The organism is Allobosea sp. (genome assembly GCF_035944895.1).
Classification (GTDB): Bacteria; Pseudomonadota; Alphaproteobacteria; order Rhizobiales; family Beijerinckiaceae; genus Allobosea.
This window is the reverse complement of record NZ_DASZAT010000006.1, coordinates 54,402-74,876: the sequence shown is the minus strand read 5'-3', so window position 1 is coordinate 74,876 and position 20,475 is coordinate 54,402. Positions and strand designations below refer to the sequence as shown.

Here is a 20,475-nt window from a genome sequence, read left to right as displayed (position 1 = left end):
GAGGACTCATGAGCGACGCCTCCTTCAACACCTACGGCTACCTCAAGGGCCTCGGCTACTCCGATGCGGCCGTGTCCGGTATTCTGGGCAATCTCCAGAACGAGAGCGGCGCGTCCCTCGACACCCGTGCTGTCCACGATAGCGGCACCGGCCTCGGCATCGCCGGCTGGCGTGACCCGTCGCCCGGCAGGGGCCGCAAGACGAACCTGATGAACTTCGCCCGCGAGCGCGGCGAGGACGTCCACTCCCTGAAGACCCAGCTCGACTTCCTCGACCACGAGCTGAAGACGACCGAGAGCGGCGTCTACAAGCGGCTGATGTCCTCCAGCACGCCCGACGAGGCGGCGCTCGCCTTCATCAGCTTTGAGCGCCCCAAGGGCTGGTCCGCAGCGAACCCCGCAGGGGGCCACAACTGGGAAGGACGCAGGCGCACTGCGGTCGAGGTCTTCAACAAGTTCTCGGGCTCCAAGGCCGCCGACCTCCCCAGCGTGCGCTCCACTGTCGAGCCGGGCCGGGTGACGGACGAAGCCCTGCGCCCGAACAGCCCGGTGACCGATATCGAGCGCCGTGACGCGGCCAGCAAGGTCGAGGGTCTCGGCTTCTGGGGCTCGGCCTACGAGAGCGTTAAGGACGCCAGCCCGGTGACCTGGGCGCTCCGAGGTCTGGAGGATCACCAGCCCGACCCCGACTTCCGGTGGTCGAAGCGGCAAGACCTCTTGAACGAGGTCACCAAGGGCGTTCCCCAGCAGTACTGGGATGCCTTCGACGATGCCACCTCAGAGGCCCATGCGCGCACCATCAGGAGCCGCATCGACGGCCAGCTAGAGATGCAGCAGCGCATCGCCGCATCAGGCTGGAAGGGCACCGCAGGCGCTCTCCTGGGCGAGATGCTGGAGCCTGTAGGTCTCGGTGCGTCGATCCTCATTCCCGAGGCTGCCGGCGTCGCCAAGCTCGGTCGCATGGGGCGCATCCTCGCCTCGGGTGCCACCGCAGCGGCCGGTAACGTCGCCCTTGAGCTGCCCCGGTTCGTGTCCAAGGAGACGGCCGAGACCAGCGACCTCCTTTGGGCGGCAGGCACCGGCATGGTCCTCGGTGGCGCGTTCGGCGCTCTCCGCAGGAACCCCGCCACGCAGGCCGAAGCTGACGCCCTCAGACGCGTCGGACGAAGCCTTCAGGAGGAAGGGGAGCTGCTGAACGGCGGGACGGCGCTTGGCTCCGGCTCGGTTGGCGCGGCGCGCTTCTCCCGCCCTGACGTCCTGCATCAGGAGGTCGAGGCGTGGATGAAGGCGGACGCCCCGGAGACGGCTATGGCCGCCCTTCGCTTCGATGCGGTGGGCCAGCTCAAGTCCTCCGAGAGCCCCGTTGCGCGGGCCGTGGGGGGCAAGCTTGGGCTGGACGCGGTGGGCAACAAGGACAAGTCGATCAAGAACGACTTCGCTGCCACCGAGTACCAGCAGCGCACCCACGACAGCGCGATGAGCGAGCTGGCCCGTGACTGGCATCCGGCGTTCAAGTCCTACCTCAAGGAGCGGGACATTGGCTGGGCTGACAAGGCTGCGGCCGAGCGCACCCTCCGCGAGGAGATTGCTGCCGTCATCCGCAACACGGACCCGACGCGTGACCCGGAGTTCTCGGCGCAGGCCAAGGCCATGGCCGCTACGATCCGCAAGCTGCACCAGCAGTACGCCGACCTCGCGCAGAACCCCGGCAAGCTCTCGGGCTCCCAGCTCGAACCGTTGCCCGGCTTCAGCGGCACCTTGGACAGCACCAACTACCTGATGCGCCAGCGCTCCAATCAGCGCATCGCCGAGAAGACCAAGCTGTTCGGTGATCCCGCTATCAAGGCGGCCTACGCCAAGGGCTTCAAGGCCATGCACCCCAAGGTGGACGACGAGGTCGCCCGCAAGTGGGCCGATGGGTATGTGAAGCGCTTGCGCGAGCTGGCCGCTGACGTGGACCTGAAGGGGGACCGTGCGGTCGGCGGGCAAGACCTCGACGCTTTGCGCGAGATGATGGAGGAGTTTGGCACCCTGAAGCCGGACGAGATCGAGAACGTCCTCGGCCTCCTGAAGGGCAAGCAAGACCCCAAGGCCGGCGCGTCGCCACGAGGCAAAACTCGAGCCCTGTATGACGAGACCTTCACGGACCCCCTGACGGTCACCGACAGGACCGACCCGCGCTACGGCCAGACGCTGGAATTTCGGCTGATGGACCTGTTCGAGAACGACGCGCTGGCGGTGTTCGAGGGCTACTCGCGGCAGATGTCGGGCCTCCTCGGTCTGCATCAGGTCCGCGTCAAGAACCCGCTCTTCACCGACATGCACGTCCGCCCGATCAAGCGCGGCGACGTCGAGATCAGGGAGAGCGTCTCGCAGCCCGACATCCTCACAGCAGCCGGGGAGCTCAATCTCCGGCTCGACACGGGCAACCTGCGGATCGACGGCCTGGCTCTCAAGACCAACGACCCTGACGCCATCCGCAATCTGGTCGAGGTCGCAGCCGACTATGCCGCCGAGCGCGGCGTGAAGCTGGTCTCCGGCCCGAAGGTGGACGACGTCCTCGCGAACGCCCTCAACTCGCTCAAGGGCGACTGGAAGGTCCACTCTCCGGCTGGCCGCAAGCGCACCGTCAACAAGGTCAAGGTCAACGAGACCAAGGACGGGTCGCCGGTCTTCGAGATCAGCGGCGAGTGGAAGCCCCCCAGCAACGAGCCAGAGATGCTCGTAACGGGCCTCTCCAAGGACGCCGACTGGGAGCGCATGATGCAGCGCCTAGCGCAGACCTGGGAGGAGCAATTCCAGACCGGCAAGGTGACGCATGAGGGCCGCGAGAAGGGACTCGAACTCGACCGGCAGAACCTCGACCACCTGCGCAATCAGGTGCTCGGGCGCAGCTCCGAGGTCGATCAGTCGAAGTGGGGACAAGCCCTGCGCCGCCTGCGCGACTACAACTTCATCCGCGTGATGGGGAACGTCGGCTTCGCCCAGGTCAACGAGTTCTTCCACGCGGCCTCTTCGGTCGGCCTCAAGGCCACTCTCTCGGCCATGCCGGCGTTCCGCCACATGCTCCGCGATGCGCGCACCGGGCAACTCTCAGACGAGATTGCGCGGGATATCGAGTACCTCACCAACTACGGAACCGACTGGGTGCGGGGCAGCCTGCATTCCAAGATCGAGGCCGGGGGAGGGCACATCGACGGGCGCTTCGGGGACACCCTCGGGGACCGCTACGATGCCACCATGGCGAAGCTGAAGCGGGCCACCACGGCCATGTCGCTGATGGCCCCGATCAACACCGGCCTCCAGCGCTTCGCGGCGCGCGGCGTCTACGCCAAGTTCGCCCACATGGCGGACGGCGACGCGGTGAACTGGGACCGGCTGACGGCCATGGGCATCGACCGGGAGATGGGCAATCGGATCTTCAAGATGATCCGCGAGAACCGGACCTTCCTTGACGGCGACGTCGAGGGCCGGAAGCTGCCCCGTATGAACATCGAGAAGTGGCCGGATCAGGAGGCTGCGGCGGCTTTCCAGATGGGGGCCACGAGGTGGGCAGAATACGCCATCCTGAGGAACGACCCCGGCGCTATGTCGCGCGTCATGGGTACGTGGTGGGGCAAGATCATCTTCCAGTTCCGGTCCTTCGTGATGGGAGCTTGGTCGCGTCACCTCATGCACAACATCCACATGCGCGATTGGGAGACGGCATCGACCTTCCTCCTGACCGGCTTGGGTGGCGTCCTCACGCACATCGCCTACAGCCACTATCGCTTCGCCTCTGACCCGAGGCGTGAAGAGAAGCTGGACAAGGCGCTCTCCTGGGAGGGCCTCCTTGCGGGCGGCTTCCAGCGGACGAGCTGGTCGAGCTTCATGCCCACGATGGTGGACACCGCCCTTGGCGCTGCCGGCGTCGATCCGGTCTTCGGCTATCGGATGAGCGGGCAGCCTTCCAGCATGCTTAGCAACCCCACGACCACACTGTTTGATGATGCCCAGAAGGGCCTAGGCGGGGTGCTCGGGAACGTACTGAGCCGCGACAATCAGCTATCGCAACAGGACGTCCGGCACGCTGTGAGAGCGTTCCCTTGGGGCAACTGGGTGCCCTTCGTCCACCTGATGAACACCTTCATTCAGGACCTCCCCGAATACGACAAGCGACCACGACGCGACGCGCCTGAGAGGGCGTTCTAGCGGACCCTCAGGGGGAGACTTCGGGCAACCGGGGCCTCCCCCTTTTTTTGCTTCACGCTTGAGGCGGCTGCGTCCTCATCGCCCCGGGATGAACGTGGTCAGGACAAGGACCACTGTCTGCCCGCCCGCTGCCGCAGCAGCTAAGCGCGCGGCTTCCTGCGCGGGGTGTTCTCTCAAGGGGCTCGCCCGGTGAGCGGCGGGGACGAGTGATGGTCAAGCGATCCAAGCGGAGCCTCTACCCCAGCGACGCAGCGGCGATGCAGGAGAAGGTTAGGGCGTTCCATTGGGAAGTGCGGAAGTGGTGCGGGGATATCCCGCTTGGCTCGACCGTTTACGTGGCACTGGAGGGGCTCAACAGCGCGCTGGAGCTGGCCAGCCGCCAACTGAATGGCGCGCTTGATGATGCTAGGCGCGATCCTGCTGGCTATGGCAGGAACGGACTGGAGGATTTTTGAGCGGCGACTCAACGTTCCCGGCGACCAAGTGCGACTAGTGGGGAGGCCTGAATGGACCCAGTTGTTGTATTCATGCTCTTGGGCTGGGGTGAAACCGGCCACACCCGGCCAAAAAACATGAACGACCGCCCAATTTCTTACAATTACATGTATGGAACAGAGGAAAGTTGCTGGGACGGCGCCAAAGTCACCCTCCAGTTTTTTCCCAAGGGCCAGTTCGCGTGCGTCAAGGTCCTAGTGAGCAAGCAGGAGCACGACCGCTTTCTTAAGGAGCACACCGTGTCTGCCGAAGAGGTGGAGCGATTAGCCCGCAAATACGGACCGAAAGCGCCGGGTGTGCGGCCTTAGGGTCGCCGCTAAACCGACCATTCCCACGCCAGCACTCCACACGGAGCTGCAGCTGAGCAGCCTCGGCACGCTCGTTGGCGGGTCCATTTCTGGGTCCACCCTTGGGGTCATTTTGGGTCCACTTTGAATTTTCACTTATCTAACAATTTGATATTAAAGCGAAATTTGCACGGTGAAATACATGGCGGAAGGGGTGGGATTCGAACCCACGGTGGGCTTGCACCCACGGCGGTTTTCAAGACCGCTGCCTTAAACCACTCGGCCACCCTTCCGGTGCCCCGTCATTGCCGTTCCCTGCCGATTTTTGCAAGCCGCATGCGGGGCGATCGTGGCAATCTTTGCTCGCGATCCAGATAATACGCGTATTTTCAAGGACTTGAGATGAAATTCCGCGTATCTCGTCAAGCCGCGCCATGAAGCCCGCGCGGGCGTTGCGGCAGGGTCACGCTCCACCGAAAAATGGCAATGGAAAGGTGGCGGATTGACAGTCGCCGCATTTCCGACACCTTTATGCCCGCCCAAGGGCAGTGCTGGGTTTCCGTTGACGGTCATGCGTTCGCGCGGCCGCCGCTTAACGATCCCTTAATGGAATTGGTCGAAAACTGCGACCTTGCCACGCCAGTGGCTTGGGCGGCGCAGCGTTTTCGGCGCGACGAGCAGGAATACGGCATGATGCGAGGCACGAGCGCAGCGGCGGAGACATCCTCTGTGGCCGAGTCCGGCGACACCCCTCGTAGCGCATCGTCCTCACTGTCCACGGCGACCCGTCTCGGCTGCGTCGTACTGGCCGGCCTGTTCCTCGCCAACTGTGCCAACAACCAGGTTGCCCGCCGCGGCAAGTCGAAGGAAATCGGCGCCTTCCCGTCCTCGAAATACGGCCCGGCCAGCGCCCGCGTCGTCGAGGATGGCCAGCCGGTGCCGAAAGGTGGCGGCCGCGAGCTGATCGGCCGCAGCTATACCGTCGCCGGCAAGCGCTATACCCCTTATGAGAAGCCGGTCGGCTACACCGCGGTCGGCACCGCCTCCTGGTACGGCGAGGCCTTCCATGGCCGCCGTACCGCCAATGGCGAAGTCTATGATCGCATGAGCATCAGCGCCGCGCATCCGACCATGCCGCTGCCGGCCTATGCCCGCGTCACGAACATGACCAACAGCCGCTCGATCATCGTGCGCGTCAACGATCGCGGCCCGTTCCATGGCGGCCGCGTCATGGACGTCTCGCAGAAGACCGCAGACGCGCTTGCCTTCCGCCATCTCGGTACGGCACGCGTCAAGATCGAGTATCTCGGCCAGGCCTCGCTGGCCGGCTCCGACGACAACATGCTGCTTGCCTCGCTGCGCACGGATGGCTCGGCCGCTTCGATCCCGGGTCAGAGCAGCCGCACAATGATCGCGAGCGCTTCGCAGCGGGTCGATCTCGGCCGCTCCGCCGGACCGGATCTCGACGACGAAGCTGCAAGGCCGGCGCCTCCGCCGGCACCCGCGCGGGCGGAGCCCGCTCCGGCTCCCGTCGAGGCCCAGCCCGTGGTGCAGGCCTACGCCCCCGAGCAGCCGCGCACCATCGCCGCGCAAAGCCCGATCGTCGCCAGCGTCGCGTCGACCTCGTCCGCCGAGGGCGTCCCGGTCAACGGCGTCCGCCTGCCGCCGTCCCGGCCTTTCGATCTCGGTAGCGCCGCCAATGCCGGCAAGCTGGTTCCGGTGCTGCGTCCGAACGTCGTGACCGCGCCGAAGCCGGTGCCGCGCACGGCTGCGCTGGTCACCGCTCCCGAGAAGACCGCGGCCGCGCGCCCTGCCAGGGGCAATCCGCTTTCCGCCGGGCTGAAACTGCAGTCGCAGCAGCCGCTGGCCCGGAATTGATTTCGTCCGGGCTTGACCGCCCGGACCGGCGCATCATCTGATCTCGATATGACGCAAGGTCGATCAGGGATGGCGCGCGCCTACCGTCCGCTTTGGAGCACGGTTGTCGCCGTCTGCGCGGCGCTGCTGCTCCTCGCCCCGGGGGCTGCCCGCGCCCAGGCGTTCCAATCGGCCGCGCCCTACGCGATCCTGCTCGATTCCGGTAGTGGCGCCGTGCTCTACGAGAAGGCCGCCGACGAGCTGATGGTGCCGGCGAGCCTCGCCAAGCTCGCCACCGCGCTCGTCGCTTTCCAGGAGATCGCGGCCGGCAAGATGACGCTGGAGACCGAGATCTCGATCTCGGAGAATGCCTGGCGCAAGGGTGGCGGCGTGTCCGGCGGATCGACCATGTTCGCCATCGTCCATAGCCGTGTGAAACTCGGCGACATCCTCCAGGGCCTGATCGTGCACTCAGGCAACGACGCCGCAATCGCGCTCGCCGAAGCGATTGCCGGCGATGAAGCCAGTTTCGCCAGGATCATGACCGAGCGCGTCCACGCGCTCGGGCTGACCAAGTCGCAGTTCCGCAACGCCACCGGCATGGCCGACCCGCAGCAGAAGGTGACGGCGCGCGAGCTCGCCTTCCTGGCCGACCACATCATCAAGACCTATCCCGAACTCTACAGGATCTTCGGCCAGCGCGACTTCACCTGGAACAAGATCAAGCAGAGCAACCGCAACCCGCTACTCGCCATGGACATTGGCGCCGACGGCCTCAAGACCGGCAATATCGACGAGACCGGCTACGGCCTCGTCGGCTCGGCCTTGCAGAAGGGCCAGCGGCTGATCGTCGTGGTCAACGGGCTGAAGAATGCGCGTGATCGCGCCAGCGAAGCGCGCAAGCTGCTCGAATGGGGCTTCCGCTCCTTCGAGCAGCGCCAGGTCTTCGCCGAGGGCGAGACCGTCGGCGAAGCCAGCGTCTTCGGCGGCGAGAAGGGCCGGATCGCGCTGAAAGCGAAAGGGCCGGTCAATCTCCTGGTGCCCCGCGGCAGCAGCGAGCGCCTCGCCGCTCGGATCGTCTATCGCGGCCCCCTCCAGGCACCGGTGGCGGAGGGCACGGAGATCGGCCGCCTGCTGGTCACGCGCGGCGAGATCAAGACGCTGGAGATCCCGCTCTATGCTGCCGAGTCGGTTGCGGCCGGCAGCCTGCAGCAGCGGGCGCTCGATGCGCTGATGGAAGCCGCGACCGGTTGGGTTCGCAAGGCCCTGAAGCGGAGCTGAGCGTGGCGAAAGCGAAGATGCGGCCCGCGACCGGGCATTTCATCACACTCGAAGGCGGGGAGGGGGCCGGCAAGTCGACCCTCGCCAAGGCGCTCGCGGCGCGGTTGGAAGTGCATGGGCTTACCGTCGAGCTGACGCGCGAGCCGGGCGGCTCACCCAAGGCCGAACGCATCCGCGAGGCCCTGCTTACCGGGCGGATCAAGCCCTATGGCGCCTTCGCCGAGGCGCTGATGTTCCAGGCAGCCCGCATCGACCATGTCGACAGCCGCATCAAGCCTGCGCTCAAGCGGGGAGCCTGGGTGATCTGCGACCGCTTCATCGATTCGACCCGCGTCTACCAGGGCACTCTGGGCGAGATCGCCACGGACAAGCTGGCAGCTCTGGAGGCCGTCGCGATCGCCGGCCTGATGCCGGAGTTGACCTTCATCCTCGACCTTGCGCCGGAGACCGGTCTTGCCCGTGCTGCCCGCCGTCGCCGGCCTGGGGAGGCGACCGACCGTTTCGAAAGCGAAACGATCAGTTTCCACCGCCGCTTGCGCCAGGGCTTTCTCGACATCGCCGCCGCCGAGCCCGAGCGCTGCGCCGTGCTCGACGCCAGCCTTACTCCCGAGACGCTGGCGGATACCGCCTGGGAAGCGCTTTCCACCCGACTGCCCTTGCCGCAGATTGCGCCGGCATGATCGAATCGAGCAACGAACCCGACCGCCTGCCGAACGCGCCGCATCCGCGCGAGACGCTGGCGCTCATCGGCCATCAGCGCCAGGAGGAGGCCCTCCTGACGGCACTGCGCTCCGGCCGGATGCACCATGCCTGGCTGCTCGGTGGCCCGGAAGGTGTCGGCAAGGCGAGCTTCGCCTATCGCGCCGCCCGTTTCATGCTGGCCGATGGCGACCCGCTGCGCCGCGCGCAGACCGCTCGCGACCTCGCCATGCCGGACACGGACGGCGCCACGCGCAAGATCGCGGCGCAGTCGCATCCTGACCTCCATCTCCTGCGGCGCATCGCCAAGCCGGACGGCAAGAGCTTCACCAGCAACATCCCGGTCGACCTCGTGCGCCGGATCATTGACCGCTTCGGCTCCAGCGCGGGCGAGGGCGGCTGGCGCGTCGCGATCGTCGATTCCGCCGAGGATCTCGACCGGCCGGGCGCCAACGCCCTGCTGAAGCTGCTCGAGGAGCCGCCGCCGCGCTGCCTCTTCCTGATCGTCGCCCATGCGCCCGGCCGCGTGCTCCCGACGATCCGCTCGCGCTGCCGGCTGCTCTCCTTCGAGCCACTCGGCGAGGACGACGTCGCCCAGGCCGGCGCGATCGCGCTGGAGCGGATGCGCCTGCCCTATGACGCCTCGGCCCTCGGCCGCGCCGCCGCTCTGTCCGAGGGCTCGGTCAAGCGGGCGCTGACCTATGTCGACCCGGAAACGCTGGCGCTGGTCGAGGCGGTGAGGGCGCGGCTTGATGCGCTGCCTTCGATCGACCTGACCGCGCTGCTGGCGCTCGGCGAGGATGTCGCGGGCAGGGCGGGAGAGGCCGATTTCGCCGTCATGATCGAGACCGTGCAGGGCTGGCTCGGCGCGCACCTCCATGCGCATGCCGCTGCCGGCCCGGCCCGGCTTGCGCCCCTCGCGGAGGTGTGGGAGAGACTTGCACGCGCCGCGAACGAGGTCGAAACCTATAATCTCGATCGCCGCCCCCTCGTCATGTCGCTGTTTCACGATCTGTCGGAGGCGGTTTCCCGTTCGCGCGCGGCCTGAAACCAAGAGCAGGATGCGAAAAGTGGAAACCGGTTTTCGCACAGATCCTGCCCTAACTTTTTGACGACCGGACAGACCATGGCCTCGGCCCCGAAGTTCTATCTGACGACCGCGATCCACTACACCAACGGCCCGCCGCATATCGGCCACGCCTATGAGATGGTGGCGGCGGACGCGATCGCCCGTTTCAAGCGCCTCGACGGCTATGACGTCTTCGCCATGACCGGCACCGACGAGCACGGCCAGAAGGTGCAGCGCACGGCTGCGCAAAACGGGCTCTCGCCGAAGGATTTCGTCGATGGCATCGCCACGCGCTTCGAGGAGATGGAACAGCGGCTCGGCTGCTCGTTCGACCGCTTCATCCGCACCACCGACGCCGACCACCTGCCCTCGACGCAGGAGCTCTGGCGCCGGATGGAGGCCAACGGCGATATCTACCTCGCCAAATATTCCGGCTGGTATTCGGTCCGGGACGAAGCCTTCTATGGCGAGGAGGAAACCACACTCCAGCCCGATGGCACGCGCTTGGGCGGGCAGGGCACGCCGGTCGAATGGGTCGAGGAGGAGAGCTATTTCTTCCGTTTGAAGGCCTATCAGGACAAGCTGCTCGCGCTCTATCGCGACGTGCCGGACTTCGTCTCGCCGGAGACGCGCCGCAACGAGATCGTCTCCTTCGTCCAAAGCGGGCTCGAGGATCTCTCGATCAGCCGCACCACCTTCGACTGGGGGCTGCCTGTCCCGGGCGATCCGAAGCATGTGATGTATGTCTGGGTCGACGCGCTCAACAACTACGTCACCGGCTGCGGCTTCCCGGACGAGAACGATCCGCGCTGGCACTATTGGCCGGCTGATGTCCATATCATCGGCAAGGACATCGTGCGCTTCCACACGGTCTACTGGCCGGCCTTCCTGATGTCGGCGGGGCTGCCGCTGCCGAAGCGCGTCTTCGGCCACGGCTTCCTGCTGAACAAGGGCGCCAAGATGTCGAAATCGGTCGGCAACGTCGTCGACCCGTTCGGGCTGGCAGATGCCTATGGCGTCGACCAGCTCCGCTATTTCTTCCTGCGCGAGGTCTCCTTCGGCCAGGACGGCAATTACAGCCACGAGGCCATTGTCGGGCGGATCAACGCCGACCTCGCCAATGATCTCGGCAATCTGGCGCAGCGCTCGCTGTCGATGATCGCCAAGAACTGCGAGGGCAGGGTGCCGCCAGCCGGTGTGCTGACCGAAGCCGATCGCGCCATGCTGGCGCAGGCCGACGGGCTGCTGGGCAAGACGCGCGCCGCCATGCAGGATTTCGCCCTGCACGTCGTACTGGCGGACATCTGGGCCGTAGTCGCCGAGGCCAACCGCTATTTCGCCAACAACGAGCCGTGGAAGCTCTCCAAGAGCGACCCTGCCCGGCGCGATACGGTGCTCTACGTCACGATCGAGACGATCCGGCAGGTCGCAATCCTGACCCAGCCGGTGATGCCGCAGTCGATGGCCAAGCTGCTCGATCTGCTGGCGGTTCCCAGCGAAGCGCGCAATTTCGCATCGCTCGGCGAGGCTGGCCGCCTCACCTCGGGCGCGGCGTTGCCGGCCCCGAGCGCGGTCTTCCCGCGCTATGTCGAGCCGGAAGACGGGCAGGCCGCCTGATGCTGATCGATACACACTGCCATCTCGATTTCCCGGATTTCGCCGAGGATATCGCGTCTTATGTCGGCCGCGCCGAAGCGGCCGGCGTCGGCCGGATGGTGACGATCTCGACCCGCGTCGCTCGTTTTGAGACCTATGCGGCGTTGGCCGAGCGCTTTCCGTCCGTCTGGTGCACGGTCGGCACGCATCCGCATGGCGCCCATGAGGAACTCGACGTCACCGCCGAGCAACTGGTTGCGCTGTCGCGTCATCCGCGCTGCGTCGCCATTGGCGAGGCCGGGCTCGACTATCACTACGACAAGAGCCCGCGCGAGGCGCAGGAGCAGGGCCTGCGCACTCACATCACTGCAGCGCGCGAGACCCAGCTGCCGCTGGTGATCCATTCGCGCGAGGCCGACGAGGACATGGCGAGGATCCTGCGCGAGGAGATGGGGAAGGGTGCCTTCCCTGCCATCCTGCACTGCTTCACCGCTGGCGAGATGCTGGCCCGTACCGGCGTCGAGCTCGGGCTCTACGTCTCCTTCTCCGGCATCCTGACCTTCAAGACCTCGGAAGCACTGCGAGCGATCGCCCGTGGCATCCCGCTGGCGCATCTCCTGGTCGAGACCGACGCGCCCTATCTCGCCCCGACGCCTTATCGCGGCAAGCGCAACGAACCCTCCTATGTCGTTGAAACAGCGAAGGTTCTCGCGGAAGTAAAGGGCGTGTCCTTCGACGAGATTGCGCGGATCACGACGGACAACGCCAGGCGCTGCTACTGGAAGATGGACCATGCTGCGCCCGTGGCGCAGGTAGCCTGAGGCAAGCCGCACCGCATGAGCCTGACCGTCACCATCCTCGGCTGCGGCTCATCCGGCGGCGTGCCGCGGCCGGGCTCCGGCTGGGGTGCCTGCGATCCCAACGAGCCGAAGAACCGGCGCCGGCGCTGCTCGATCCTGGTCGAGCGCCGCGGCCCGGACGGCGCGACGAGCGTGCTGATCGACACCACGCCGGACCTGCGCGAGCAGCTCCTGTCGGCTGAGATCAACCGGCTCGACGCGACCCTGTTCAGCCACGACCATGCCGACCACACCCATGGCATCGACGACCTGCGTGCGCTTGTCCTGCATATGCGCAAGCGCATCCCGGTCCATGCCGACGCCGTGACCAGCGTGACGCTGCGCCAGCGCTTCGGCTATCTGTTCGAGACACCGCCAGGCAGCCTCTATCCGCCGATCCTCGATCTCGCACCGCTCGCGGCCGGCGCACCGCTCACGATCAACGGCGCTGGCGGACCGATCGAGGCACTGCCGTTCCGGCTCGAGCATGGCCCGAACTATGATGCGCTCGGCTTCCGCTTCGGCGACTTTGCCTATGCGCCGGATGTCAGCGCGATCCCGCCCGAGGCGATGGCGGCGATGAGCGGGCTCGACCTGCTCGTCCTCGACTGCCTGCGTGAATCTCCGCATCCCAGCCACTTCAATCTGGAGCAGTCGCTTGAGGCGATCGCACAGCTGAAGCCGCGTCGCGCGATCCTGACCAACCTCCATGTCGATCTCGATTATGCCAGCCTGTCCAAGCGCTTGCCGGACAACATCGAAGTGGCGTTCGATGGTATGAGAGTTACGGTCTGACATGCCCGCGCGAGGCGGGCGCGCCTTCGGTATCGTCGCCATTTTTACGGTTCTCGGGCCGCTGGTCGGAGCATTGATCTACATGCTCTTCGTTGTGATCACCCAATCTGGCTGGCCCTGGGGCCTTACGAAGATTCTCGTCGTCTTGTCCTATGCATTGGGCGGCGTGCCGGCTTTTTTGAGTGGCCTGTCGATGGCCGTGCTTGCATCCCGACGCGGCTCGGTCGCGCTCTGGCAAGCGTGGTGTGCGGCGGCATTGGCGGTGGCCGTCTCGCTGGCGCTGCTCATTACGGCGACCTTTCTCACGAGTGCCGGTATCTTCTGGGACAGGGAGTGGTCCGGCCCATTGGTGATGCTTCTTATGCTCTGGATCGCGACATTTCCGGCAACGGCAGCCTGCTGGGCGCTGTCGCGCAGACTCAAGTTGCTTTAGATCATCAATTTAAGTTCCATAATATGTCTTATGCGAATCGGATTTGGCCTGGTGAGCATCTCTCTCCAGCCCCTCCACTCTGTCGTCCAACGCCTGGCGCAACTGCACCAGGCGTCGAAACGATAAACTGACCACGCAACGTACCGTTACGACGCTAGCGCTTCATGCCATGGCCATCTCTTCCCCCTTTTCGGGAAACGGCCGGAAGGTCCACAGGATCAGCATCGCCGCCAGGCCGAGGATCCAGGAGCCGACATACATCGGCGCATAGGTGCCGAACCGATCGTAGATCAGGCCGCCGAGCAGCGGGCCGGTCGACATGCCGAGGCTCCCGGCCATCGCCGTGCCGCCGATGATCGTGCCCATCATCTTCAGCGGGAAATTCTCGCGGATGATCACGGCGTAGAGCGGCATGGTGCCGGCATAGATGAAGCCGACGATCACCGCCACGGCATAGAACCCGCCGAGCTCGCCGACGAAGGCATAGGCCAGTACGCCGAAGGCCTGGGCCAGCAGCCCGAGGATCAGGACACGCTGGGCGCCGAACCGGTCTCCCGCCACGCCGAAGCCGAGCCTACCGAACATGCCGGCCAGCCCCTCGACACTATAGATCGACACCGCCGCGAGCATCGGGATGCCGCAGGTCACGGCATAGCTCACCGTGTGGAAGATCGGGCCGGAATGGGTGGCACAGCAGAAGAAGTTCGCCAGCATCAGCGTGATGAACTGCGGCGAGCGCACGGCCTGGGCGACGCTCATCTCCGACTGCGCCTCCTGCGTCGCCTGTGTCTGCGCGCTTGCCTCCAGGGCCGGTGGTCGACGTACCAGCAGCGCCGCAGGGATCATCAGTACCGCCGCGATGCCGGCGATGATCTGCATCGAGGTGCGCCAGTCGTGGATGGTGACCAGCCAGGCCGCGAGCGGCGCCATGGTCATCGGCGCCATGCCCATGCCGGCCGAGACGAGCGAGACCGCAAGACCGCGCTGGGTATCGAACCAGCCGGTGACGCAAGCCATCATCGGCGCGAAGACGGCTGCCGTCGCCGCGCCTACCAAAAGGCCGAAGAGCAGCTGGAACTGGATCAGGGAATCGGCATGGCTGGCGAGTGCCAGGCTCGCCGCCAGAACGATCGACCCAGTCAGCACCACCGGGCGCGGCCCATAGCGGTCGGAGAGATTGCCCCAGACCATGCTCGCGCCCGCCATGGCGAGGAAGCCGATCGTCATAGCGGTGGAGATTCCGGTGACGGACCAGCCGGTATCCTGCGACATCGGCCGCAGGAAGACTGGCAACGAGAACATGGCGCCGATCGCGACGCAGCCCAGCAGGCCGCCAGCCGCAACGATCACCCAGCGATAGGATTGATTCATAGGAGCCTCCGGGACGTATCGCGTTCCGCTGGCGATGCCATGCGGCCTCACGCGCGCTCGATGCCCCTAGGACGCAGCGGCCTCGATCGCGCCGACAGGCCGCTGCATGTTTTTTTGCGATCGCGCCGCGTGATCAGCCCTGCGGCGGCTTCCAGTCCGCCGACGGGATGGTGTTGACCATCCACGGGATCCCGAACTTGTCGACCAGGGAGCCGAATCCAGGCGACCAGAAGGTCTCGCTGAACGGCATCACCGCCCTGCCCCCGTCGGCCAACTGCTCGAACCAGCGCTGGCCCTGCGCCTTTTCGTTGGTGTGCAGAGTGACATCGAAGCCGTTCTTCGGCTTGTCGATATTGGACGCCCAGGCCACGTCCATGTCGGCACCCATCAGCGCCTGATCACCGACCTCGAGCCAGCAATGCATCAGCCAGTTCTTGTACTTGCCGTCGGTGTCCGGCATGCCCATGTCGGGCGGCGCATCGCTGTACGGCATGGCGGCGGTGATCTTGCCACCCAGCACCTTGGCGTAGAACTCGAACGCCTCGCGGCACTGGCCACGGAAACTCAGGCTCGTCACGATCTTCATGGTCGTCTCCTCTGTTGTCTGGGGTTCGGCACGAAACGGGCGGCATGGACCTGTCGAGACGCGCCAAGATCGTTTGTGATCCCGCCGTGTCGCTTGCCGAAGCCGCGCCGTCGGATGCGGGCAGCACACTGCCAGCCGACGTTTCCGCCCTGCTCATCGTCAAACGCGCCGCTAACGAAGAAGGTTCAGGCAAGCCGGCATCGCGATCGGGTGGGACGCTCTCTATAAGTTGATATCAACGTAGATGGTCGGCAGATGTCAATCTTCCCGGCAAACGCTCCTGACACCTCATTGCGGTCGACATCCGCAAAAAAAACGGGGCTTTCCTCGCCAATATCGCTCGCAGGGTCGACATCATCGCCCCTTGGCAGCGCCTTCGATCCGATCGTCGCGACAGCCCTCTCCTGTCAATTCGCGCTTGCGACGAGCTTGGCGAAGTCGCGGTCGAGCCCTGCCAGCGCCTGATCGATCCGCTCGCGTCGCTCCTTGATCCAGCTGTCCTGCGCAGCGAGCGTCTGCCTGGCGCCTGCGAGCATGCGCGCCATCTCCGCCGGCTGCGGCCCGCCGGCCGTGGCGCGGTTTCGGACGATCGCGACCGGATCGAGCGTCGCACGAAATTCCGCTTCGCTCATCGGCAGTTCGCCGCCGGCGACGTCCATCTCCTTCAGGGTCTTCCGGTAGATGCGCTGCGCCTCGGCATAGGGAAAATCCGACGGCTTGATATCGTGCGCCTTGGCATGATCGACGATCTCCGAGGCGAAATGGTGCCCGACGCGGAACGGCAGCTTGTACTGGCGCATCAGCACGTCGGCGAGTTCCTGCGAAGCCGTCCAGTCGCTGTTGAGCTCGTCCAGGGCACGTTGCGGATCGATGACCAGCGCCTTCAGGATGCGATCCCAGCCCTCCACCACCGTGCCGGTTCCGGAGATCACCGCCGCATTGTCGCGCACGCTCTTGGGATCGCTCATCCCCGGCGGGATGTTGTGCGCCTGGAGGGTGCGTCCGATACCGAGCGAGATCGCCGTCGAGGCCTGGCTGCGTACGCCGTTGAGCAGGCCTGGATTGCGCTTCTGCGGCATCGCGCTTGAAACGTAGGTGTTGCCGTCGCCCTCGGCGAGCAGGATCCAGGGCCGCGGCTGCGCGTACTGGACCATGACGTCCTCGACAAAGGCGCCGGCATGGAGCGCGATGCTGGTGGCGAGCGCCCCCACCTCTACCGGCATCTCGGCGGCCGTGATCTGGGCGGCGTCATAGGCGTTGTCGACCGTAGCGGAAAAGCCGAGATAGCCAGCCATGCGGGAGCGATTGAGCGGCCAGCTCGTGCCATTCAGCACCGTCGTGCCCATCGGCGAGCGGTCGAGTCGGGCATAGGCCTCACGCAGCCGCTCGGCGTCCCGTTCCAACCCCGCGAGATGGCCCAGCAGATAATGCCCGTAGCTGTTGGGCTGGGCCGCGACGCCGTTGGTATAGTTCGGCACGATCGTCCCGGCATGCTTCTCGGCGAGGCCGACCATGGTCGTGCTCAGCCGGTTGAGCTGGCCGGCGAGCCGCAACAGTTCGTCGCGCATGATCGCCGCCCGCATGGCTGAGAGCATGTCCTGGCTGGAGCGGCCGGCATGCAGCAGCGTCGCCTCGACGCCTGCTGCCTCTATCAGCAGAGGCTCGAAGGTGATCACCAGGGTCGGGCGCTTGGCGCCGGGTTTCTCGGCCGCCTTGAGCATCTTGTCGAGGCCGGCGGCGATGCGGGGCGCCAGAGCCGGATCGAGCAACCCCTCCTCCCTGTTGATGACCGCGCTCGCCTTGTTGATCTGGCCGAGCCAATAGAACTCGTCGCGCTTCTGGGCGGATTGTGCCAGTGCGCCGGCGCTGCCGGCCACCAACGACAATGTTGCGATCAGTACTCCTGATCCGCGCATGCTTACCTCCCCAGATTCTGCGGCCGCGCCACCACGACCTTGGTCGGGTTGCCATTCCGACATCGCGATGCGCTAATCTGATGCAACGCTCGGCGATCGCCTGAAGCGCCATCACAAGGACCTTGAAGAGTCCGCAATTTCCCAGGGAGGTCAAATCGATGTCGAAGTCCGGCTGGCTCGGCGCACTCGCGCTCGCCACCATCACTCAGCTTGTCCCGGCGGCGCCGGCGACGGCTCAAGCCTGGCCGCAGCGGCCCGTCAGCTTCATCGTGCCGTTCCCGGCCGGCGGCGGCACCGATGCCTTCGCCCGCCCCCTCGCCGCCCAGCTCGAGCAGCAGCTCGGCCAGCGCATCCTGATCGACAATCGCGGCGGCGCCGGCGGCACCGTCGGCGCCTCGGCCGCCTCCAAGGCCGCCTCCGACGGCTACACCTTCTTCATCGGCGCCGCGCACCACGCCATCGCGCCGGCGCTCTACCCGAAGCTCGACTACAACATCCAAACCGATTTCATCCCGATCGGGGTGATCGCCCAGCCGCCGCAGGTCGTGGTCGTCCATCCCGGCAAGGTCCAGGCCAAAACGCTGGCCGAACTGATCGACTTCGCCAAGAAGAACCCCGACAAGCTGAACTACGGCTCGGCCGGAAACGGCACCACCCATCACCTTGCCGGCGAACTGTTCAAGCTCACCACCAAGATCAATCTGACCCATGTCCCCTATCGCGGCGCCGGCCCGCTGATGCAGGATCTCGTCGCCGGTCAGGTCGATCTCGCTTTCGACGGGCTCGGCTCCTCCGCCGCGCAGATCTCCAGTGGCACGCTGCGGGCGCTCGCAGTCGCCGCGCCCAAGCGCGCCAGCGCCTTCCCCGATGTGCCGACCGCGGCTGAAGCGGGCGTTCCGGGTTACGAGGTCTCGACCTGGTATGCGATGTGGGCGCCGAAGAACACGCCGCCCGAGATCGTCGCCAAGATGACGGCCGAGCTGCAGAAGGCGTTGGCTACGCCCATGGTGACCGAAGCCTGGAAAAAGAACGGCTCGGAAATCCCGAACCTCTACGGACCGGCTTTCGGCGACTTCGTCAAGGCCGAGGTCGCGCGCTGGGGCAAGGTCGTGGCCGAGGCCAACGTCAAGCCCGATTGAGCGAGCTACCCGCCCTCGCCTGCGTCGTCGATCACGGCGCGGGCGATGGCCAGACTGAAACCGGCACGCGCCAGCGCGGCGATATGCTTCTGGCGCTGTTCTGACCGGTCGCCTCGGCTCCAGGGGCCGAGGCGTTTTCGTTTGGCAGCGACGCGCGCAGCTTCCAGCTCGACCCCCTCGTCCACGGCGACCGTCTCGGCGACGAGCTCGCGCCCGACCCCCTTGGCAGCGAGCCCTGCCGCCACGGCCCGCGCCGAGCGCCCCTTGCGGCGCAGGCTCTGCGCCCTCGCTTCGGCAAAGCGCCGGTCGTCGACGAGGCCCGAGGCGACGCAGGACGCAACGATCTCCTCGACCGTCGTCCGGAATGCCTGGGGGTCTTGCCCGTGATGCCGGCAGCTGCGCTCGACCTTGCGCAGCAGGACGCGCTGCAATTGTGCTGCCGGGACCGAATAGCGTTCGAGATAGTACAGGGCCGCGCGCCGCAGATAGTCGGCCGTGATCCGCTTGGGCGCCGGCCGCTCTCCCGGCGCCGCTTCTCCGCCCCGCCCTGACGCCAAGCTAGTCGAACCTCGGCTTGCCGCGGGTCGACTTGACCGAGGAACGCTTTTCCTTCGAGGCGAGGCGCCGCTCCTTCGAGGCCTTGGTCGGCTTGGTCGCCCGCCGGACCTTCGGCCGCACCTCCGCCTGCCGGATCAGCTCGACCAGCCGCGCCAGTGCCTCCTCGCGGTTGCGGCTCTGGCTGCGATGCTCCTGCGCCGTGATGACGATCACGCCGTCCTGCGTCAGCCGGCTGCCGGCGAGCTTCATCAGGCGGAGTGCGACATCATTTGGCAACGAAGCGGAGCGGCGCGCGTCGAACCGCAGCTCGACCGCGGTCGAGACCTTGTTGACGTTCTGCCCGCCTGGACCGGAGGCGCGCACGAAGCTCTCCTCAATCTCGCTCTCGTCGATCGCGATGGACGGCGTCACTTGAATCATGGGAGGACGCTACCCCAAGCCACGGAGAATTGCAGCGATGAAGCCGTCCCGCGACATCGAGCGCCTGATCGAGATCATGGCGGCGCTGCGCACGCCCGGCACCGGCTGCCCCTGGGACCTGGAGCAAAACTTCGCCTCGATCGCGCCCTACACGATCGAGGAGGCCCATGAGGTTGCCGACGCCATCGCCCGCGGCGATCTCGTCGACCTCAAGGACGAGCTCGGCGACCTCTTGCTGCAGGTCGTGTTTCATGCCCGGATGGCGCAGGAGCAGGACAGCTTCGCCTTTCCCGATGTGGTCGAGGCGATCACCACCAAGCTGATCCGACGGCATCCGCACGTCTTCGGCGACGCGCGCGACCTGTCGCCGGCCGAGGTCAAGGCGCTCTGGGGTCAGATCAAGGCGCAGGAGAAGGCCGACAAGGCGCATGCGAGGGCTGAGGCGGGGCTGCCGGAACCTGCGGAGGCCAGGGGCGTGCTCGCCGGTGTGCCGACCACCCTGCCCTCGCTCACGCGCGCCTGGAAGCTCCAGGCCAAGGCCTCGACGGTCGGCTTCGACTGGAACGATGCTCGCCTCGTGCTGGACAAGGTCCGCGAGGAGACCGCCGAGATCGAGGAAGCGCTCGCCGGCGGCGACAAGGCCGCGATCCAGGAGGAGATCGGCGACCTACTCTTCGTGGTCGCCAACCTCGCCCGCCATGTCGATGCCGACCCGGAGGCGTGCCTGACCGCCGCCAACGCCAAGTTCGAACGGCGCTTCGCCGGCATCGAGGCGGCGCTGGAGCGCCAGGGGCGCGAGCCGCGGCAGGCGACCCTGGAAGAGCTCGAAGAGCTCTGGCAGCAGGTCAAGCGTGCCGAGCGCGCTACCTCTTGAGCAAGGGCATCGGACCGAAAAGTGGATTCCACTTTTCGGATAAATCCGATGCCAAAACAAAGTAGTAGAT

At 66.1% G+C, this 20,475-nt stretch carries 19 protein-coding genes and 1 tRNA gene; 14 read left to right on the top strand and 6 right to left on the bottom strand.

Annotated elements, in window-relative coordinates:
- Nucleotides 1-8: 8 nt before the first annotated feature.
- From VGV58_RS08920 to VGV58_RS08910, 3 genes are all read left to right on the top strand, one after another.
- Nucleotides 9-4,190 (top strand): phage tail tip lysozyme, encoded by a 4,182-nt coding sequence (locus VGV58_RS08920; RefSeq protein ID WP_326873662.1) that lies wholly within the window; start codon nucleotides 9-11, stop codon nucleotides 4,188-4,190.
- Nucleotides 4,191-4,399: 209 nt separating this feature from the next.
- Nucleotides 4,400-4,645 (top strand): hypothetical protein, encoded by a 246-nt coding sequence (locus VGV58_RS08915; protein ID WP_326873661.1) that lies wholly within the window; start codon nucleotides 4,400-4,402, stop codon nucleotides 4,643-4,645.
- Between the two features lie 51 nt (nucleotides 4,646-4,696).
- Nucleotides 4,697-4,993 carry a hypothetical protein gene (locus VGV58_RS08910; protein ID WP_326873660.1) on the top strand — a complete coding sequence of 99 codons (297 nt, stop codon included), beginning with the start codon at nucleotides 4,697-4,699 and terminating at the stop codon, nucleotides 4,991-4,993.
- Nucleotides 4,994-5,175: 182 nt separating this feature from the next.
- Here the strand turns inward: VGV58_RS08910 and VGV58_RS08905 are convergent.
- Nucleotides 5,176-5,265 (bottom strand) — tRNA-Ser (locus tag VGV58_RS08905).
- Nucleotides 5,266-5,578: 313 nt separating this feature from the next.
- Between VGV58_RS08905 and VGV58_RS08900 the strand changes: the two genes are divergently transcribed.
- The 8 genes from VGV58_RS08900 (at nucleotide 5,579) to VGV58_RS08865 (ending at nucleotide 13,541) form a co-directional block, all read left to right on the top strand.
- The gene (locus tag VGV58_RS08900; protein WP_326873659.1) at nucleotides 5,579-6,850 is read left to right on the top strand and encodes a septal ring lytic transglycosylase RlpA family protein; all 1,272 of its coding nucleotides are present in this window, start codon (nucleotides 5,579-5,581) and stop codon (nucleotides 6,848-6,850) included.
- Nucleotides 6,851-6,919: 69 nt separating this feature from the next.
- Nucleotides 6,920-8,110 (top strand): D-alanyl-D-alanine carboxypeptidase family protein, encoded by a 1,191-nt coding sequence (locus VGV58_RS08895; RefSeq protein ID WP_326873658.1) that lies wholly within the window; start codon nucleotides 6,920-6,922, stop codon nucleotides 8,108-8,110.
- A 2-nt stretch (nucleotides 8,111-8,112) separates the two neighbouring features.
- Nucleotides 8,113-8,790, top strand: a complete 678-nt coding sequence (tmk, locus tag VGV58_RS08890; RefSeq protein ID WP_326873657.1) for a dTMP kinase — start codon at nucleotides 8,113-8,115, stop codon at nucleotides 8,788-8,790.
- On the top strand, nucleotides 8,787-9,857 hold the full coding sequence (locus VGV58_RS08885) for a DNA polymerase III subunit delta' (protein ID WP_326873656.1): 1,071 nt from the start codon (nucleotides 8,787-8,789) through the stop codon (nucleotides 9,855-9,857). The genes tmk and VGV58_RS08885 overlap by 4 nt, the downstream gene beginning before the upstream one ends.
- A 78-nt stretch (nucleotides 9,858-9,935) precedes the next feature.
- Complete coding sequence (gene metG, locus VGV58_RS08880; RefSeq protein ID WP_326873655.1) at nucleotides 9,936-11,495, top strand: methionine--tRNA ligase; 1,560 nt, start codon at nucleotides 9,936-9,938, stop codon at nucleotides 11,493-11,495.
- Nucleotides 11,495-12,295 carry a TatD family hydrolase gene (locus VGV58_RS08875; protein WP_326873654.1) on the top strand — a complete coding sequence of 267 codons (801 nt, stop codon included), beginning with the start codon at nucleotides 11,495-11,497 and terminating at the stop codon, nucleotides 12,293-12,295. Before metG ends, VGV58_RS08875 begins: the two co-directional genes overlap by 1 nt.
- A 15-nt stretch (nucleotides 12,296-12,310) precedes the next feature.
- Nucleotides 12,311-13,108 (top strand): MBL fold metallo-hydrolase, encoded by a 798-nt coding sequence (locus VGV58_RS08870; protein ID WP_326873653.1) that lies wholly within the window; start codon nucleotides 12,311-12,313, stop codon nucleotides 13,106-13,108.
- 1 nt (nucleotide 13,109) lies between these two features.
- Complete coding sequence (locus VGV58_RS08865; RefSeq protein WP_326873652.1) at nucleotides 13,110-13,541, top strand: hypothetical protein; 432 nt, start codon at nucleotides 13,110-13,112, stop codon at nucleotides 13,539-13,541.
- A gap of 162 nt (nucleotides 13,542-13,703) precedes the next feature.
- Here the strand turns inward: VGV58_RS08865 and VGV58_RS08860 are convergent, their stop codons facing one another.
- Both VGV58_RS08860 and VGV58_RS08855 read right to left on the bottom strand, forming a co-directional pair.
- Nucleotides 13,704-14,912, bottom strand: coding sequence for an MFS transporter (locus VGV58_RS08860; RefSeq protein WP_326873651.1), 1,209 nt, complete (start codon nucleotides 14,910-14,912; stop codon nucleotides 13,704-13,706).
- Between the two features lie 133 nt (nucleotides 14,913-15,045).
- Nucleotides 15,046-15,498, bottom strand: a complete 453-nt coding sequence (locus VGV58_RS08855) for a VOC family protein (protein WP_326873650.1) — start codon at nucleotides 15,496-15,498, stop codon at nucleotides 15,046-15,048.
- A gap of 44 nt (nucleotides 15,499-15,542) precedes the next feature.
- Here VGV58_RS08855 and VGV58_RS08850 point away from each other — a divergent pair, with 44 nt between their 5' ends.
- A complete protein-coding gene (locus VGV58_RS08850; protein ID WP_326873649.1) occupies nucleotides 15,543-15,731 on the top strand; it encodes a hypothetical protein in 189 nt (62 codons plus the stop codon).
- A gap of 174 nt (nucleotides 15,732-15,905) precedes the next feature.
- Here the strand turns inward: VGV58_RS08850 and VGV58_RS08845 are convergent, their stop codons facing one another.
- A complete protein-coding gene (locus VGV58_RS08845) occupies nucleotides 15,906-17,414 on the bottom strand; it encodes a lyase family protein (RefSeq protein WP_326873648.1) in 1,509 nt (502 codons plus the stop codon).
- 158 nt (nucleotides 17,415-17,572) lie between these two features.
- On the opposite strand from VGV58_RS08845, the gene VGV58_RS08840 reads away from it, so the two are divergent.
- On the top strand, nucleotides 17,573-18,553 hold the full coding sequence (locus tag VGV58_RS08840; protein WP_326873647.1) for a Bug family tripartite tricarboxylate transporter substrate binding protein: 981 nt from the start codon (nucleotides 17,573-17,575) through the stop codon (nucleotides 18,551-18,553).
- A 5-nt stretch (nucleotides 18,554-18,558) separates the two neighbouring features.
- Here VGV58_RS08840 and VGV58_RS08835 read toward each other — a convergent pair whose 3' ends face one another.
- Entirely contained in the window at nucleotides 18,559-19,110 is a 552-nt protein-coding gene (locus VGV58_RS08835) for a regulatory protein RecX (RefSeq protein WP_326873646.1), read from the bottom strand.
- 1 nt (nucleotide 19,111) lies between these two features.
- Nucleotides 19,112-19,531: an alternative ribosome rescue aminoacyl-tRNA hydrolase ArfB gene (arfB, locus tag VGV58_RS08830; RefSeq protein WP_326873645.1), complete on the bottom strand. Its 420-nt coding sequence runs from the start codon at nucleotides 19,529-19,531 to the stop codon at nucleotides 19,112-19,114.
- Between the two features lie 37 nt (nucleotides 19,532-19,568).
- On the opposite strand from arfB, the gene mazG reads away from it, so the two are divergent.
- A complete protein-coding gene (gene mazG, locus VGV58_RS08825; RefSeq protein WP_326873644.1) occupies nucleotides 19,569-20,405 on the top strand; it encodes a nucleoside triphosphate pyrophosphohydrolase in 837 nt (278 codons plus the stop codon).
- Nucleotides 20,406-20,475 lie beyond the last annotated feature (70 nt).